This window comes from Metabacillus crassostreae (genome assembly GCF_016908395.1).
GTDB lineage: Bacteria > Bacillota > Bacilli > Bacillales > Bacillaceae > Metabacillus > Metabacillus crassostreae.
Genome location: NZ_JAFBDU010000002.1, coordinates 331,390 through 347,912, shown reverse-complemented (window position 1 = coordinate 347,912; position 16,523 = coordinate 331,390). Strand labels below are relative to the sequence as shown.

The 16,523-nt window shown below is 34.0% G+C and carries 15 protein-coding genes; 11 read left to right on the top strand and 4 right to left on the bottom strand.

Annotated features, from left to right (window positions below; translation table 11 throughout):
- The first annotated feature begins 17 nt into the window (after positions 1 to 17).
- The 6 genes from JOC75_RS09425 to JOC75_RS09400 all read left to right on the top strand — a co-directional run bounded on the left by JOC75_RS09425 (position 18) and on the right by JOC75_RS09400 (position 7,197).
- Positions 18 to 983: an ABC transporter permease gene (locus tag JOC75_RS09425; protein WP_204953804.1), complete on the top strand. Its 966-nt coding sequence runs from the start codon at positions 18 to 20 to the stop codon at positions 981 to 983.
- A 15-nt stretch (positions 984 to 998) separates the two neighbouring features.
- A complete protein-coding gene (locus JOC75_RS09420) occupies positions 999 to 1,874 on the top strand; it encodes a carbohydrate ABC transporter permease (protein ID WP_204953803.1) in 876 nt (291 codons plus the stop codon).
- A 22-nt stretch (positions 1,875 to 1,896) separates the two neighbouring features.
- A complete protein-coding gene (locus tag JOC75_RS09415; RefSeq protein ID WP_204953802.1) occupies positions 1,897 to 3,510 on the top strand; it encodes an ABC transporter substrate-binding protein in 1,614 nt (537 codons plus the stop codon).
- Positions 3,511 to 3,606: 96 nt separating this feature from the next.
- Complete coding sequence (locus JOC75_RS09410) at positions 3,607 to 5,097, top strand: glycoside hydrolase family 32 protein (RefSeq protein WP_239589387.1); 1,491 nt, start codon at positions 3,607 to 3,609, stop codon at positions 5,095 to 5,097.
- 85 nt (positions 5,098 to 5,182) lie between these two features.
- Positions 5,183 to 6,133, top strand: a complete 951-nt coding sequence (locus tag JOC75_RS09405) for a carbohydrate kinase family protein (protein ID WP_204953801.1) — start codon at positions 5,183 to 5,185, stop codon at positions 6,131 to 6,133.
- A 452-nt stretch (positions 6,134 to 6,585) separates the two neighbouring features.
- Positions 6,586 to 7,197 (top strand): S-layer homology domain-containing protein, encoded by a 612-nt coding sequence (locus JOC75_RS09400; protein WP_204953800.1) that lies wholly within the window; start codon positions 6,586 to 6,588, stop codon positions 7,195 to 7,197.
- Positions 7,198 to 7,316: 119 nt separating this feature from the next.
- Here JOC75_RS09400 and JOC75_RS23960 read toward each other — a convergent pair whose 3' ends face one another.
- Entirely contained in the window at positions 7,317 to 7,484 is a 168-nt protein-coding gene (locus JOC75_RS23960) for a LacI family DNA-binding transcriptional regulator (RefSeq protein WP_275580286.1), read from the bottom strand.
- Positions 7,485 to 8,193: 709 nt separating this feature from the next.
- Between JOC75_RS23960 and JOC75_RS09390 the strand changes: the two genes are divergently transcribed.
- The 3 genes from JOC75_RS09390 to ltrA all read left to right on the top strand — a co-directional run bounded on the left by JOC75_RS09390 (position 8,194) and on the right by ltrA (position 12,979).
- Positions 8,194 to 9,201: a DUF3231 family protein gene (locus JOC75_RS09390; protein ID WP_204953799.1), complete on the top strand. Its 1,008-nt coding sequence runs from the start codon at positions 8,194 to 8,196 to the stop codon at positions 9,199 to 9,201.
- A 10-nt stretch (positions 9,202 to 9,211) separates the two neighbouring features.
- Complete coding sequence (locus JOC75_RS09385; protein WP_204953798.1) at positions 9,212 to 9,682, top strand: hypothetical protein; 471 nt, start codon at positions 9,212 to 9,214, stop codon at positions 9,680 to 9,682.
- A gap of 1,485 nt (positions 9,683 to 11,167) precedes the next feature.
- Positions 11,168 to 12,979 (top strand): group II intron reverse transcriptase/maturase, encoded by a 1,812-nt coding sequence (gene ltrA / locus JOC75_RS09380; RefSeq protein ID WP_476703447.1) that lies wholly within the window; start codon positions 11,168 to 11,170, stop codon positions 12,977 to 12,979.
- A 260-nt stretch (positions 12,980 to 13,239) separates the two neighbouring features.
- Here the strand turns inward: ltrA and JOC75_RS09375 are convergent, their stop codons facing one another.
- Positions 13,240 to 13,647: an ester cyclase gene (locus JOC75_RS09375; RefSeq protein ID WP_095395715.1), complete on the bottom strand. Its 408-nt coding sequence runs from the start codon at positions 13,645 to 13,647 to the stop codon at positions 13,240 to 13,242.
- Between the two features lie 33 nt (positions 13,648 to 13,680).
- A complete protein-coding gene (locus tag JOC75_RS09370) occupies positions 13,681 to 14,442 on the bottom strand; it encodes an MBL fold metallo-hydrolase (protein ID WP_204953797.1) in 762 nt (253 codons plus the stop codon).
- A 130-nt stretch (positions 14,443 to 14,572) separates the two neighbouring features.
- Here JOC75_RS09370 and JOC75_RS09365 point away from each other — a divergent pair, with 130 nt between their 5' ends.
- The gene (locus tag JOC75_RS09365; protein WP_204953796.1) at positions 14,573 to 14,983 is read left to right on the top strand and encodes an Lrp/AsnC family transcriptional regulator; all 411 of its coding nucleotides are present in this window, start codon (positions 14,573 to 14,575) and stop codon (positions 14,981 to 14,983) included.
- Between the two features lie 133 nt (positions 14,984 to 15,116).
- Positions 15,117 to 15,722 carry a DUF6366 family protein gene (locus JOC75_RS24350; RefSeq protein WP_338036571.1) on the top strand — a complete coding sequence of 202 codons (606 nt, stop codon included), beginning with the start codon at positions 15,117 to 15,119 and terminating at the stop codon, positions 15,720 to 15,722.
- A 446-nt stretch (positions 15,723 to 16,168) separates the two neighbouring features.
- Here JOC75_RS24350 and JOC75_RS09355 read toward each other — a convergent pair whose 3' ends face one another.
- Positions 16,169 to 16,447, bottom strand: a complete 279-nt coding sequence (locus tag JOC75_RS09355; protein WP_204953795.1) for an HU family DNA-binding protein — start codon at positions 16,445 to 16,447, stop codon at positions 16,169 to 16,171.
- Positions 16,448 to 16,523 lie beyond the last annotated feature (76 nt).

Here is a 16,523-nt window from a genome sequence, read left to right as displayed (position 1 = left end):
ATAAGGAGGTTAATATATTGCAAGAATTAGTAAAGGCTAACAAAGGACCAGCAAAACAAATCAAAGTTGCATCTAAAATAAAGAGTCAATTTGAGTATATTAAACAGAACTACATTCTTTATTTACTCCTTGCTCCTGCTGTTATCCTTACAATCATTTTTAAGTATGTACCAATGTATGGGGCAACCATTGCATTTAAAGATTTTAGTCCAATTAAGGGAATCACGGGCAGTGAATGGGTTGGTTTTAAGCATTTCACGAACTTTTTAACATCACCTAATTTCATGGAAATTTTTATGAATACGCTTAAATTAAGTTCTTTTGAACTTCTCATTGGATTTCCGATTCCCGTCATATTAGCTCTCATGTTAAATCAGGTGCGAAGAACAAAAATAAAAAAGAATGTTCAATTATTTCTTTATGCACCACATTTTATTTCAGTAGTAGTTGTTTCAGGAATGGTTTTCTTATTTTTATCACCGACTGGTCCAATTAATACTATATTATCTATTTTCATGGATAAGCCTATATCATTTATGTCTGATCCAGAAGCATTTAGAACGATCTACATCTGGTCTGGAGTATGGCAAGGAGCTGGATGGGCATCGATTATTTACGTTGCAGCACTTGCGAATGTGGATCCGCAACTTCATGATGCAGCAACAGTTGATGGGGCATCACTCTTACAACGAATTTGGCATATTGACCTTCCCACATTGAAACCGGTTATGGCAGTGCTATTTATTCTAGCTGCTGGAGGCATTATGGCTATCGGTTTTGAGAAGGCTTACCTATTACAAACATCAATGAACCTGCCATCCTCGGAAATTATTCCAACCTATGTATATAAACGAGGTTTACAAGCAGGCGACTATTCATTTGCAACTGCAGTTGGATTATTTAACGCAGTTATTAATGTGATTTTACTCGTCTTTGTCAATCAAGTGGTGAAAAAGCTAAATGAAGGTGAAGGTCTTTTATAGAAAGGAGGAAAATGAATGAATAATTCAAAAACTGATAAATTAATACTTCTTATTAATAAAGTTCTGTTAAGTGTCATTGTCATGATTGTTGTTTTGCCACTCTTATATGTATTGCTCGCTTCTTTTCTAGAACCTAATGCGCTACTTAGCAAAGGATTTAAGATAAATACATCTGATTGGACCTTTGAAGGCTACAAGAGAATTTTTACTGATGGTACCATTGTGAAAGGGTTCATAAATTCAATTCTCTATTCAACTGGATTTACAATTGTAACAGTAATAGTTTGTATCCTTGCGGGATATACGTTATCCACAGATGGTTTAGTTGGTAGAAAAATAATTATGGTATTCTTTCTCATTACAATGTTTTTTAATGGGGGATTAATCCCAACCTATTTAGTTGTCCGAGATTTAGGGATGCTTAATACAATTTGGTCGATAATTGTTCCAAATGCTATTAATGTATGGTTTATTATTTTAGCTCGAACCTATTTTAAATCGATTCCAAAAGAGTTAAAGGAAGCAGCAAGAATAGATGGTGCATCAGAATTCAAGATATTCCTAAAAATAGTCTTCCCTTTGTCTAAACCAATTATTTTTGTTCTAGCTTTATATGCTTTTATCGGTCAATGGAATGCTTATTTTGATGCGATGATTTATCTTGAAGATCGAGATCTCTATCCATTGCAATTGGTATTACGTTCTATATTAATTCAAAACGAGGTACAGCCTGGAATGATTAGTGATCAACTTGCAAGAGCTGAGTTGCAAAAGATTTCAGAAATGATTAAGTATTCATCGATTGTCATTGCCAGCTTACCATTAATTGTTATGTATCCATTCTTCCAGAAATATTTTGAAAAAGGTGTTATGGTTGGATCTTTAAAATAATAAAAAAAAGTGGGGGTTTACTATGAAAAAAATGTATAAAACTATTTCTGCATTGGTACTCTCCGGAGCGTTAGTTGCTACGGGATGTAGTAATAAAAGTAATGAAAGTGCTTCATCTGAGGCTTTTGAAATTAAAGAGATTTCATTTCCATTAGAAGAGAAGGTTACATTAAAAATGTTGACACAAAGTTCCCCATTAGCACCAAATGATCCAAATGAAAAACTCATTTATCAAAGATTAGAAGATGAAACAGGGGTTCATATTGATTGGACGAACTATACATCGGATACATTTGTTGAAAAAAGAAATTTAGCCATTGCTAGCGGAGCGCTGCCGGATGCAATATTGAATGCAGGTTATAGTGACTATGAATTATTAAAACTAGCAAAAGATGGAGCAATTGTTCCAGTTGAAGAATTAATCGAACAACATATGCCAAACTTACAAAAAGTGCTTGATGCTGCACCTGAGTATAAAGCAATGATGACTGCACCTGATGGGCATATTTATTCGTTTCCTTGGATTGAGGAACTAGGATCAGGGAAAGAAAGTATTCATTCAGTGGACGATTTTCCTTGGATTAACGTTGAATGGTTGAATAATTTAAGTTTGAAAATGCCAACGACTACTGAGGAATTAAAAGAAGTATTAATTGCTTTTAAAACTCAAGATCCAAATGGTAACGGGGAAGCAGATGAAATTCCATTGTCTTTCATCATTAATCATGGTGGCGAGGATCTATCATTCTTATTTGGTTCATTTGGTCTAGGGGAAAACTGGGATCATACTGTTGTAACGAATGAGGGCGAAGTAAAACTAACAGCTGCAGACGAGGGATATAAGGAAGCGATCGAATTTTTCAATGAACTATATGATGAAGGTTTAATTGACATTGAGGCATTTGAGCAGGATTGGAATACGTATCTTGCAAAAGGAAAAGAAGAGCGCTATGGATTATATTTCACATGGGATAAAGCAAATATCACTGGGATGAATGATAAATATGATTTAATGCCTGCACTAGAAGGTTCAGATGGACATGAAAATGTAGCAAGAACAAATGGAATGGGCTTCGATAGAGGTAGAATGGTTATTACAAGTGCAAACAAAAACTTAGAATTAACAGCAAAATGGATCGACGAACTCTATGATCCACTTCAATCTGTTCAAAACAACTGGGGTACGTATGGAGATGAAACACAGCAAAACATTTTTGAATTGGATGAAAGCGCTAATATGCTAAAGCACCTTCCATTAAAGGGTGCAGCTCCTGTTGAATTAAGAGAGAAAACATCTATCGGTGGGCCATTAGCGATTCTGGATGAATATTATGGAAATGTTACGACTAAACCAGACGATGCAGCATGGAGATTAGGATTAATGAAAGATGTTATGGTACCAGATATGAAAGCAGAAAACATTTATCCAAAAGTGTTTTTCTCAATCGAAGAATTAGATAAACTTTCAACAATAGAAGCGGATTTATTTCCTTATATTGAAAGGAAAAAAGCAGAATGGATCACAAATGGAAAAGTTGAAGAAGAGTGGGATGGTCATTTAGCAGAGTTAGACCGACTTGGGTTACAAGAATGGTTAGAAATTAAACAAGCAGGATATGATCGAAATCAGCAATAATAGATTAGATTAATGACTAGGTGGATGGACGATGCTGTGGCATGGTACATCTATTCGGATAATAGTAGAAAATTAATTTAAGAAAAGGTGAAAACTATGACAATGCAATCTAATAAAGTTGTACAAAAATATCAAGAGCAGTATCGTCCTCAATTCCATTTCACACCAGAAGAGAAATGGATGAATGACCCTAACGGTATGGTATTTTTCAATGATGAGTATCACTTGTTTTATCAACACCATCCATTTGGCACAACTTGGGGCCCTATGCATTGGGGCCATGCAGTTAGTAAAGATTTAATTCATTGGGACCACCTTCCGATAGCATTATTTCCAGACGAACATGGAGCGATTTTTTCTGGTAGTGCAATAGTTGATTGGAATAATACTTCTGGATTTTTCGATGATCAACCTGGACTGGTAGCTATTTATACGAGTGCTGATAACTATCCGGATTCTGATCGACCTCGTCAAAGACAAAGTTTAGCTTATAGTAAGGATAATGGAAGAACTTGGGTGAAATATGAAGGGAATCCAGTACTTTCAGATGTGAATATAACGGATTATCGTGATCCTAAGGTATTTTGGCATCATGATACCAATAAATGGGTTATGGTATTAGCTACTGAACAATCTATCACGATTTACACATCTTTAAACTTAAAAAATTGGGAGTTTGCAAGTGAATTCGGAAATAAAGCTGGTTCACATGAGGGAGTTTGGGAGTGCCCCGACCTATTTCAATTACCTATTGATAATGAAAATAGCAATCATAAATGGGCTATGTTGGTAAGTATTGGAGATAACCCGGAATTTATAGAAGGTTCTAGAACACAATATTTCATTGGTCAATTTGATGGTACAACCTTTGTAAATGACAATGACGATGATACAATCCTTTGGTTAGATTATGGAAGAGATAATTATGCTGGTGTTACCTGGTCTGATTCACCAGACGAAAGAAGAATTTATATTGGGTGGATGAGCAACTGGCGTTATGCGAATCAAGTACCAACGAATGAGTGGAGAAGCGCAATGACAGTTCCAAGAGAGTTGTCATTGATTTCTACCGAAGAAGGAGTTCGCTTAGCTCAAAAACCTGTATCAGAAATTAATACAATAAGAAAAAAGACGAATATTCATAAAGAGTTCACCATTGACTCTAACAATTCTTTTTGTTTTGACTTGAACAATAAGTTAATAGAGATTGAAATTGAATTGGAACAAATAAATTCAAAGAAATTTGATTTACTCATTGAGCATTCAGAGAATGAAAAAACCATTATTAGTTATGACGTTAGGAATAGTTCACTACTAGTAGATCGAAGGAATTCAGGGGAAAATAGTTTCTCAGCATCATTCCCAGCAGTACAAGAAGCACCCTTAAAAATGAAAAATAATAAAGTAAAGCTTCAACTGTTTATTGATACCTCATCAATCGAATTATTTGCAAATGATGGTAAGATTGCCATGACTAGCTTAATTTTCCCGAGTGAGATTGGCAAAGGTCTCACATTGGTCTCAAATGGGGGAAGTACAAATGTCTCAACATTAAAAATAACTGAACTAGAATCAATTTGGAAGTAATTTAAAAAATATTTAGAAAGCTCTAATCAGGTAAGTGGTTAGAGCTTTATTTTGCAAAGAATCGCAAAAGGAAGGTGGAATTTGAATGAGTTCAACAGTCATTTGCATTGGTGAGCTATTAATTGATTTTTTTTGTACAGATGTAAACATAGATTTAGTTGATGGCCAGAATTTTGAAAAACATGCAGGGGGAGCGCCTGCAAATGTGTGTGCCACGATTGTGAAACTTGGTGGTAATGCAAAATTCTGTGGGAAAGTAGGCAATGATCCGTTTGGGCACTTTTTAAAGAAAACATTAGATGATCTAAATGTTGATACTTCTATGATCGTATTAGATAAGGAACATCCAACAACACTAGCCTTTGTATCACTAAAAGCAGACGGAGAAAGGGATTTTGTGTTTAATCGTGGAGCTGATGCATTTTTATCTGAAGATGAACTGGGTAAAAAGAAACTGGAGGAAAGTAACATTTTACATTTCGGATCAGCTACTGCTCTCTTAGAGGATCCCTTTCAATCTACTTATTTAAATGCAATGAGAACAGCAAAAGAAGGAGATAAATTTATTTCTTTTGATCCTAACTTTAGAAAAGACCTGTGGCCAGATAGAATACAAACATTTATTGATTTAGCTAAAGAGGGAATAGCCTTAGCAGATTTTGTAAAGGTAAGTGAAGATGAGTTGAGGATTATAACAGGAATGAATGATGTAAAACAAGGAATTTTATATCTTCATAACTTGGGAACAAAAGTAATTGCCGTAACACTTGGAAAAGAGGGAACATTTATCTCTAATGGAAAAAATACTGAAGTTGTTCCGAGTATCAAAGTAAACTCAATTGATTCCACTGGTGCTGGTGATGCATTTGTAGGAGCAACACTTTATCAGTTGGCTAAATCAAGAGATCCTAAAAATATTTTAGAAGACTTTGAACATCTTAAACAAGTCATTACTTTTAGTAATAAAGTGGGTGCAATGGTTTGTATGAAAGTAGGAGCAATTGCTGCAATTCCGAATATTGAGGAAGTTTCATAGATTATAATTTGAATACAAAAACATCAGCATTTTTCGAACGTGGTAAACCCAACCTACTAAGAATATTGGTAGGTTTCTTAAGGTGAATACATGGGGTAAGGGAAGAAATATAAGACAGACAATTGCACACAATATCTATTAACACAACTAAATAAAAGTAGTTAAAACGTCTCGAATCCTTGATATTACTGGGGGTGAGACGTTTTTTATTAGCTCGGGAACTAAAAGATAAGTGTTATTAACACGTCTAGAGGGTAAAGGTAAAACCTAAGGTTAACATATATCTCTCTTCCGCATTCTGGCCGGTTTGTGGAGTAACTCTAATATTGAGTAGTAGTAAAAGATTACGACACAAATTGTAGTTGTGCTACATGCCAAAAGGTGTATACAAAGGAAAAATGTAGTGATACAATTTTCTTATTATTGAAATAGTAAAAAAGTAGGGGGATTGTATGAGAAGTTATTTCATGAAGTCATTGTTTTTAACAGGATTTATCTTGCTGTTTTCTTTTAACTCTGTTTCCGCATCTACAGATATTGAAGAATCTTATGCTAAAGATGCAATATTGGAATTAGTTGAAAAAGGCATTATTACAAGGGATGCAAATGGAGATTATAATCCAACAAGTAAGATAACGAGACAAGACTTTGCTATTGTCCTAGCAAAATCACTTGAATTAGACTCTTCAAATTCGTCAGTTACTACTACGTTTTCAGATGTACCAGTTGACCACTTTTCTTATTCGTATGTAGAGGCTGCTGTAAAAGCTGGCTTGATAAGTGGAACTGGGGAAGGTAATTTTGGAATTGACGCAAATCTAACTCGTAAAGACATGGCAACTATTTTAGTACAAGCATTAGGAGCTGACGTGACTGGTTATGGAGACAAGTTAACATCTGCTGATCATGATGAAATTTTAGAGTGGACAAACTCAGCGGCTGATGCTGATGACCTAGGATTAATGATTGGTGAGTCCTCTAACAGTTTTAATCCTCAACTGTTAGCTGAAAGAGAACAAGTTGCTTTAGTAGCCAATAAGTATTTTGTAAAAAAGAGTCAGTAAGTTTTCTTCAAAGTATACTTAATTCAAGAAATTAGAAATAGCCCTTTCATAATTGGAGGGGCTTTTAAATGGGGGAATTCATGATGTTTGATTAGTGTGGATTTAAAGGATTTATTTATTCACATATCAAAGAAATCTCTTCTATCCACTTCATAACCAAAACTTTTCAAAGCTCTACTAATTTTAGTCCATGTTTCAATCCTCGAACTATACTCTGGATCACTACACATATTTGATACAGTTATGCTTCCTACATTAGCTTTATTCGCAATATCATTTTGAGTCAAACCCTTCTTATCAATCCATTTTCCAAACCTACTGCATTTTTAGCCTAATCCGAACATACTTCCACTCCTAGACAAGTAGTTTTGCAAGGAGTGTAGTAAGAACACGTATATATGCACCCTTTTACTATTAAAAACTATTTTTGGTTAAGTGAAAACTATAGGGGATTTTTATTTATTAAAAAATCAAATGCAAGTGTTGAAGAGTTAATCATATTATTTTTAACTATACTATGTTAGTTGCTTTTCCGTTGGATATAATAACGGTTAGGAATAGAGGGAGGAAACTCACTCTTATTCTTAAAGTCTCAACTTCGTGTAAAATATCTATTAACACAACTAAATTTGAGTAGTTAATACGTCTTAATTCCTTGATAGTACTGGAGTTGAAACGTTTTTTTATTAGATGAACTAAAAGTTAAGTGTTATTAACACGTCTTGGGAGAGAAACACCAGATTCTATCCTTTTCGGCAACAATACCAGAATGTAGGGTTTCCTATTTATTGCATAGTAGACTATTACTGCGCAGCATAATAATATTTTAATACCTTCTTAGAAGGGGAGGTAGTTATCGATTATCCACTGCAACCATAATCACACCGTATCGTGTTGTGTGCATACCAATAAGAATGAGTGAAAAATTACAAATATCGAATAAATTTACCATATTACGCCAAAGCTAAAATGAGTTAATTTTAGGAGGAGATTTATATGCCAGAAAGATCAGCAATTACTTCATCTGAATTAGGTGTATTATGGCTTACATATCAAGAAAAGACAATGATTTTACGAATATTAGAATACTTAATAGTGAAAGCTGATGATGAAAAAGCCAAGGAGATTATGACTAATTTATACGTGGAGATTGACAACTATGTTGGTAAAATCACAGAAACTTTACAAAATGAAGGTGCTTTTATACCAGTTGGATTTACTGCTCAAGATGTTAACAAAGAGGTGCCAAAGTTATATGATAATGGTTTTGACATCATGTTTGTTCGCCTACTGAAAGAAATTAGTATGGGGCTTCACTCATTAAATATAACTATGAGTTATCGAGAAGATATTGTACTGATTTTTAAAGATCTAACTTCCATTACTCAAAAGTATTACAACCTTTGCACACAATATTTGCTTGAAAAGGGGTTGCTTGTTAAATCTCCTCATGTTTCAATGCCAAAGTCAGTTGAATTTGTTAAAGATAACAGCTACTTGGGTGGACTCTCCATTAATCCGTTTAGCGAAAAACGTTCATTAAATACAGTGGAAGTGGCTCAACTTCATCATTCAGTTGAATCAAATGTCTCGGGCCTTCAAATGATTACAGGTTTTGCTCAATGTGCAAATGAAGCAGAGGTTAAAAATTACTTTAATGATGGAGCTGAACTTGCTAAAAGTATTGTAAAGGAATTAAGTGAAACCTTACTTCAAGGCGGTATACAAACTCCTCAAACATCAGGTGGTAATGCAACCCGTTCAACAATAGCACCATTTTCTGATAAATTGATGATGTATTGTACAAGTCTTTTTTGCAGTTTTTCTATGGGAAGTGGCTCACTAGGTACCGCCTTTAGTTTACGAAATGATTTACCAGCTAAAATGACTATTTTTATGAAAGATATATTTGAATATGCTCATAAAGGTGCAAAATTAATGATTAAAAATGGTTGGATGGAAGAACCACCTCAAATGGAAGAACGCAATCAAATGTTGAATTGAGTGATACTGGGTGAAGGATTTTAGAAAGCCTAAAAAACATGAGACTTTATTATGGAGTATAGCTTTACCAGGGTTCGGTCAGTTTCTAAATGGTAGTTTATTTAAAGGAAGCGTATTCATTTTTTTGGAGATTCTTGTTAATGTTTTAAGCAAGTTCAATTTAGCGATTCTTTATTCATTTCAAGGAGAAATACAAAAAGCCATTGACGTTACAAACCTTCAATGGCTTATGTTTTACCCTTGTTTATATATGTTTGCCATTTGGGATGCATACCGTAATGCAGATGGAGAAGTGAATTCCTTTTCCTACATACCTTTTGTATTTGGAGCGTTCTTTATTACAATAGGCTTAATATATTCAACCTCATTAAAAATATTTGGTGTGATAATTGGTCCTGTTTTTTTACCTATGCTCTCTTTAGTACCTGGGCTTTTGGTAGGGTTTATAATTTATAAATTAGTTATTATCTACAAGACTTAAAAACTTTTCTGTTGTTCAACTAACGGGTGCAATCCTTAAAGAAGAAGGCATTGCTCTTTTTTTATTGAAGTATTGAGGCAGTTTAATTATTACTTTCAAATTGTAAAATACTTGAGAATTAGATAATGGTGGTGTTTATGTGAGTCGCCCGTTTTTGATTTTTATAACATTTATAATTGCAGTAATAGTGTTTACGTACGGATTGACCTTTTTAATAGAAATGAATGTTCAATTGGCTAACACTATGTATTTCGCTGGTCATAACTTAGTAACCTATCTAAAAGATATATTCAATTAAAGGATGCGTTTTTTTAGAAAGGTTGGATATGATAGCGACCAGTTTAAAAAGAAAGGGAGGAAACTCCCTAACATTCTTGAAGATCAACTTTGCGTTAAAATAATAATTAACACAACTAAATCTGATTATACAAACGTCTTAAACCATTGGTAGCAATGGTTTAAGACGTTTTGTTTTATTACAGGTACTAACGAAAAGTGTTATTAACACGTCTTGGGGGAGAAACACCAGAATCTATAACTATTTTTCGGCAACAAAATCAGGATTTAGCATAACCCATTTAATGCCTAGTAGACATATACTACACAGTATAATTTACTAAAATGTGGAAAAAAGAACAATAATTTAATATCTTCTGATAAGATATAATTAGAATATAAGTGATATTGTGAAGGTTTTCACCTAAACTAACGGTGCAGGATAGTTGTGCGAAATGTTCCTAGCTTAAATGGAGGATGGTTACATTTCTCTGGTAAAGGTTAGGCAGTTCCTTTCGGAACTGAAGGGTTATATCGAAGAATCAAATGATGAGGTAACGCTCGGAAGGGTTCTCTCTTAGCCGATTAGCACTTGATTTAGTAAGAATGATAGTGTTAAGAGCTCGGTGAAAAGGCGTAAGAATTTACCGTAATAGCGTAATATAGCTGTCGAAAGCCTACCCGATGGGGTGGTGTAAATCATGATGCTTGAGTTGATTGAATATGGTGAGTATGCGAAGAAACCTACAATAAAAGGTTAAGCTGACAAACTTCTGAATGTACTGGTCTATACCTGCAATACATAGAAATGTGTATATCACCAAATTGTGATGTTAGATGTGGATGAGTAAAAATAACTAATATGAAAATCCATGATACGTTTTAGGCGTATGGATGTTAACAGGCTAAAAGGAAGCACCTAAGTTCATTCTATAATAGATATAATTCAACGTTGTAAACTGATAACGTGGAGGACTTACTTCCAATGAATCGTCGGGAGGGAAAACAACAATGAGATTAGTTGTTGTATAACTTACCTTTATATCAGTGAAAGTGGTGGCACAGTACCAATGAAATGTTTAATCCACATGGAGGGATAGCCACTAGGCTAATAAAGATTTATTCAACCAAGTAAGGCAGTTCTTTATCGATTAATAAGGTTCTCGTGAGACTAATAGAGGTTTAACTCCGAAAGGGGTCACCAACTTATTGAAACGGAAGAAACTGAGACACAGTGAGTATTATAGTATGCAAGATTGTTTGGATTCACTATATGCTCAAAGTGTCAGTGGTCATCACTTCTATGACTTAACAGAATTAATGTGTTCTGAAGATAATATACGACTTGCATACCGGAACATCAAAAGAAACACAGGTAGCAAAACTGCGGGAACAGATAAATTAACTATTAACGATATCTTACACTTAACAGTTGAAGATGTAATCGCAAAGGTTCAATCCATGTTCAATAGGTATGAACCACAATCAGTAAGGCGTGTCTTCATCCCAAAAGGAAAAGGGAAAACCAGACCTTTGGGAATTCCGACGATTTGGGATAGAGTCTTTCAACAATGCATACTTCAAATCTTAGAGCCAATTTGTGAAGCAAAATTCCATAAACATAGTTACGGATTTAGACCGAACCGCAGCACTCATCACGCTAAAGCTAGACTTGAATTCCTTATCAATCAAACTGGGCTCCATCATTGTGTTGATGTGGATATTAAAGGTTTCTTTGATAATGTGAATCATGGCAAACTTCTTAAACAAATGTGGTCATTAGGAATAAGGGATAAATCACTTCTTTCTATTATATCTAAGCTATTAAAAGCAGAGATTGAAGGAGAAGGTATTCCTACAAGAGGTACTCCGCAAGGAGGAATCCTATCACCTTTGCTTTCAAATATTATATTGAATGAATTGGATTGGTGGATAAGTAACCAATGGGAAACATTTGAAAGCAGATATACTTATTCCACAAATGGAAGTAAATATCAGCATTTAAAGAAAACGGCTTTAAAAGAGTGCTTCATCGTCCGTTATGCGGACGATTTTAAGGTAATGTGCAGAACTAGGTCACAGGCAATAAAAATGAATTATGCATTGAGAGTTTTCTTGAGAAAAAGACTTCATTTGGAAACAAGCGAAGAGAAATCGAGGGTAATAAATTTAAAGAAAAACTCTTCCGAGTTTCTTGGATTCTCAATAAAGGCTGTTAGGAAAGGAAAAACAAGATTTGGTTATGTAGCAAGGTCGGATATGTCGAGGAAGGCTAAAGAAAATGCCTTCCAAAAGATTAAGAAAGCTATAAAAGTAGTTAAAAGAAAACCTTGCATTCAAACTGTTTGGAATTTCAATACTGTCGTCATGGGAATCCAAAACTATTACTCTTTCGCCACTAACATCACTATCAATCTGAATGAGTTAAACGCTCACCTGCGAAAATCGTTATATAATCAATTAAAGAACCTTAGAACCGAGGGAAGTTTTCATGATATGACTAAAACCTTACAGAAAAGATACAAGGGCTATAAGGCAAGACTGTTTAAGGTAAAACAAATGGTATTTGTCCCTATACATGCCCAACGGTGGACAACTACACTGTGTTTCTCACACACAATTTGTAACTTTACTACCGAAGGTAGAGCTAAAATACACAATAGTCTAAAAGCTATTGATAAAACAATGCTTTCTTACATCATGAGAAACTACATTCCAAACAGATCAATTGAGTATAATGACAACAGGATTAGTAAGTTTATTGCCCAATATGGAAAGTGTGCAATATTAGGTGAGGAGTTAGGGATTCATGAATGGCATTGCCATCATATAAACCCCTATTACCTGTCGAAAGATGATAATTATTCAAATTTGATTATTGTTCATAAAGCAATTCATCAGTTGATACATTTAAAAGACAAAGTAAAAATAGAAAATCTTTTACAATCTTTAAAGCTTAATAGTAAGCAGAAAGAAAAAGTAAATAAACTACGATTAAAATGTCAAAATGAAATTATCTAATACTGGAAAAATAGTACTCGTTTGCATTGATACATAGAAAGAATAAATTGGTTTAGTTGGAACGCCGTATGCGGTGAAAGTCGCACGTACAGGTGTGAACAGGGGGAAAAGGGAGCGATAACTTCAAACCCTTACCTATCTGTATTAATAAGGATTCTGAATATGGTGATTTAACATTAGGGGAACTTAGATGAGAAAAAAATTAAAAAAGACCCAAAAAGGGTCAATTTGATACTGATACATTTGATTTAATAAAAAAATTAATCTTTAAGCTGTCGAAGAACATCATTTACATCAACATGTGATCTTTTCTCAATGATTTTACCATCTTCAATTCGTAACTTCATCATAAGAGAGAATCTAACGGTTTTTCCAGTAGCAGGAACACCCAACAACGGGATACCTGTATGAGTTCCTTCAAAGATGAGATATGCTGCTACTTGATCACCTTCAGCTATTATGGATTGAATAGGCATTTTAAAGCCAGGGAATGCATCAAAGTTTTTTTTCTCTGATTCTACAAGTCCTTCTAAACCAGGAAAAGGTGTATCCAGTTGTGGATAGAATACAAAGTTCTCATGGCAATAATCTTTAAGTGCCTCATAATTTTCTTGTTCGATGGTTTCATAAAAGCGACGGACCAATTCCTTGTTTGCCTCAACCGACACAACTATCACTCCTTCATAATCTTCCAATATTATTTAAAATGTATATGATTCACCGTCATTTGGTACTAATACATTAGAGGCGATTTCTTTTTCTTTAGTAAAGCTCTTCAGTTCCTCTTTAGATAGTCCCCAGTGGTTAACAGCTTCCATGTGAACACAAATGATTTTTGCTTCTGGAGCAGCTTTGTTCACTTCATAGACATCATGTTTCCCCATGACTAGAGAACCACCCTGGAAGAATTGATTATCCCCAGCATTTACAACAATTACTTCTGGTTTGTTCGTCTCAATTACTTTTTGGACTTCTTCATACCATACAGTATCTCCTGCAACATATAATGTTTTCTCCGTTTGGTGTTTAAATATAACGCCACATACAAGACCAGCAAGTTTTAAGATTTCGCCTCTTCCATGCTCGCCTTTTGTTTTCACTAATTGGATACCTTCAAACTTTGTATCGTCTTGTAAAACCTCTACATTTTGGAAACCAGCGTTTCGAATCTCTGTCGCATCTTCTTCATTTTGGGCAAATATTTTGGTCTGTTTTGGTAAAGCTTCTTTAGCAGCATCATCCCAATGATCATAGTGCAAATGAGTAACAATAACTGCATCTATATCTTTTATAATATTGTCAATGGATGTTGGTAAGCTTACTAAAGGATTGTTTTGATCTTGCCTTGGCGAATTTGGGAAAGGTGGGTAGGTACCTTTTTCCGTTAACATTGGATCGATTAAAAACTTTTTCCCTGCGTATTCCACAACGATTGTTGCATTACGAATTTGATGTATATTCATGTTTATTATCTCCTTTTGTAAAATAATTTCCTTCGAACAATTTATATTCTATACTATGGTTAATGACCGATACATGGATTAAATAAAGTGTTTTGGTTGTTTGACTTTATTTATGAAAGGAATTAGATAGATGTTAGATAACACGGATCTGCTTATCCTAGATGAACTATCCAAGAACAGTCGTATAACAATGAAAGAGTTAGGTGAGAAAGTCCACTTGACTGGACCAGCTACTTCAGCTAGAGTGGCAAAGTTAGAGGATAGCGGAATCATTGAAGGATATACCATTAAAATTAATCAAGGAAAGTTGGGCTATTCAATTCACGCAATGATAAGTATTATTACAAATAGCTCGTATCACGAACCTTATCTGACATTCTTAAATGCACAAATAGAATATGTAATAAATAACTATAAAATTAGTGGGGATAGTTGCTACCTTTTAGAATGTAAATTCCCCTCCACTAAAGAATTAGATGAGTTCTTAGTAAGTTTGAATAAGCATGTGAACTATAAATTATCAATAATTATAAATAAATAGTACTTTTTAAAGAGATAATTTGTGAAGAAATATACTTAAAGTAACGGGTGGCGAATGTTCAATAAGAACACTCGCTTTTTCACTAACGTGGCAGTAGAGTTTAATAAGGTTTAAATTATAGGGGGGGATTGAAATGGACAACGATAAGGAAACTCCTGAAATAAGAAGAGAGAAAATGAGGCAAGAAGAATTAAAAAATCCTTCTAGCAGTATACACGGAAGTAATCTCGCTGATTTATTCGGTGGATTAGGATGGAGAGGTACAGGAATACTTATTCTCTTAATAGTTGTTGGTGGTATTTATCTTTTATTGAAGTTTAATCCACCATTGGAGATTGGCACTATTGCTTCAAGCGAGGATAATAAATCAGTTGTAATTGGTATTGGTAATAATGGCTTTCGTGAAGTACAAATCCTAGATGTTTCGGTAAATAATAATGAAAAGCCTTTAGAAACAAGGTTACAAGTTAGTAATGCGTTACAAGGTTTTATCATAACGGATGATTATAAAAGTGAAAAAGGGAAAAAATTCGGCTTTACCGATATAGATGAGATAGCCATTAAAACAGGAACTTTACCTTCTTCCAATTATGAAGAATTAGATAATGGAGCTGCATCAAAAGACGATGAAATTTATGGGGTTAGTGTAATTCATAATGAAGAAATAAATAATGTTCATATAGAATATAGTCATTTTGGAATGACGTTTAATGATACTGTGTATTTCAACAATTATTGATATATAAGGGGTTTTAAAGATTTCAGTATTTTCACTTATGATAGCGACCAGTTTTAAAAGAAAGGGAGGAAACTCCCTTATATTTTCGAAGATCAACTTTGCGTTAATAATAATTAACACAACTAAATCTGATTAGATAAAAACGTCTTAAACCATTGGTAACAATGGATTGAGGCGTTTTGTTTTATTACAGGAACTAACGAAAAGTGTTATTAACACGTCTTGGATGTACCTCCTGGTGAAAGAAAGGCATTTTATCATATATCGAAACAGCTAGTTCAATCCAAAATCATGAATTTATATATCTTGAGTCTTTAGTTAAATTCAAAGTTAAATACCAGTGTTTATCAAAAAAGGATTAATGAGAAGTGCTAGTTTCGAAAATTTCGTCCTATCATAAAAAGGAGAATCCATTTATCTTTATGGATTCTCCTTTACCATATAAATTATCTATTATTAACAGCATCTTTTAATGACTTACCTGGACTGAAAGAAGGTACTTTAGACGCTGCAATTTCTATTTCTTCACCAGTCTGAGGGTTACGTCCTTTACGAGCAGCACGTTCTTTAACTTCAAAATTACCGAAGCCTATTAATTGAACTTTATCTCCCTCTTTAAGAGTATTAAGAAGTACATCTAACACAGAATCTATTGCTTTTGTTACATCTTTTTTAGACAACTCTGATCTGCCAACTACTTCATTAATTAGTTCAGTTTTATTCATAAAAATACCCTCCAAATTATGTATTACAAAATGATATTATCATACATAAAAATAAATGTCATATTTTCTACGTGAG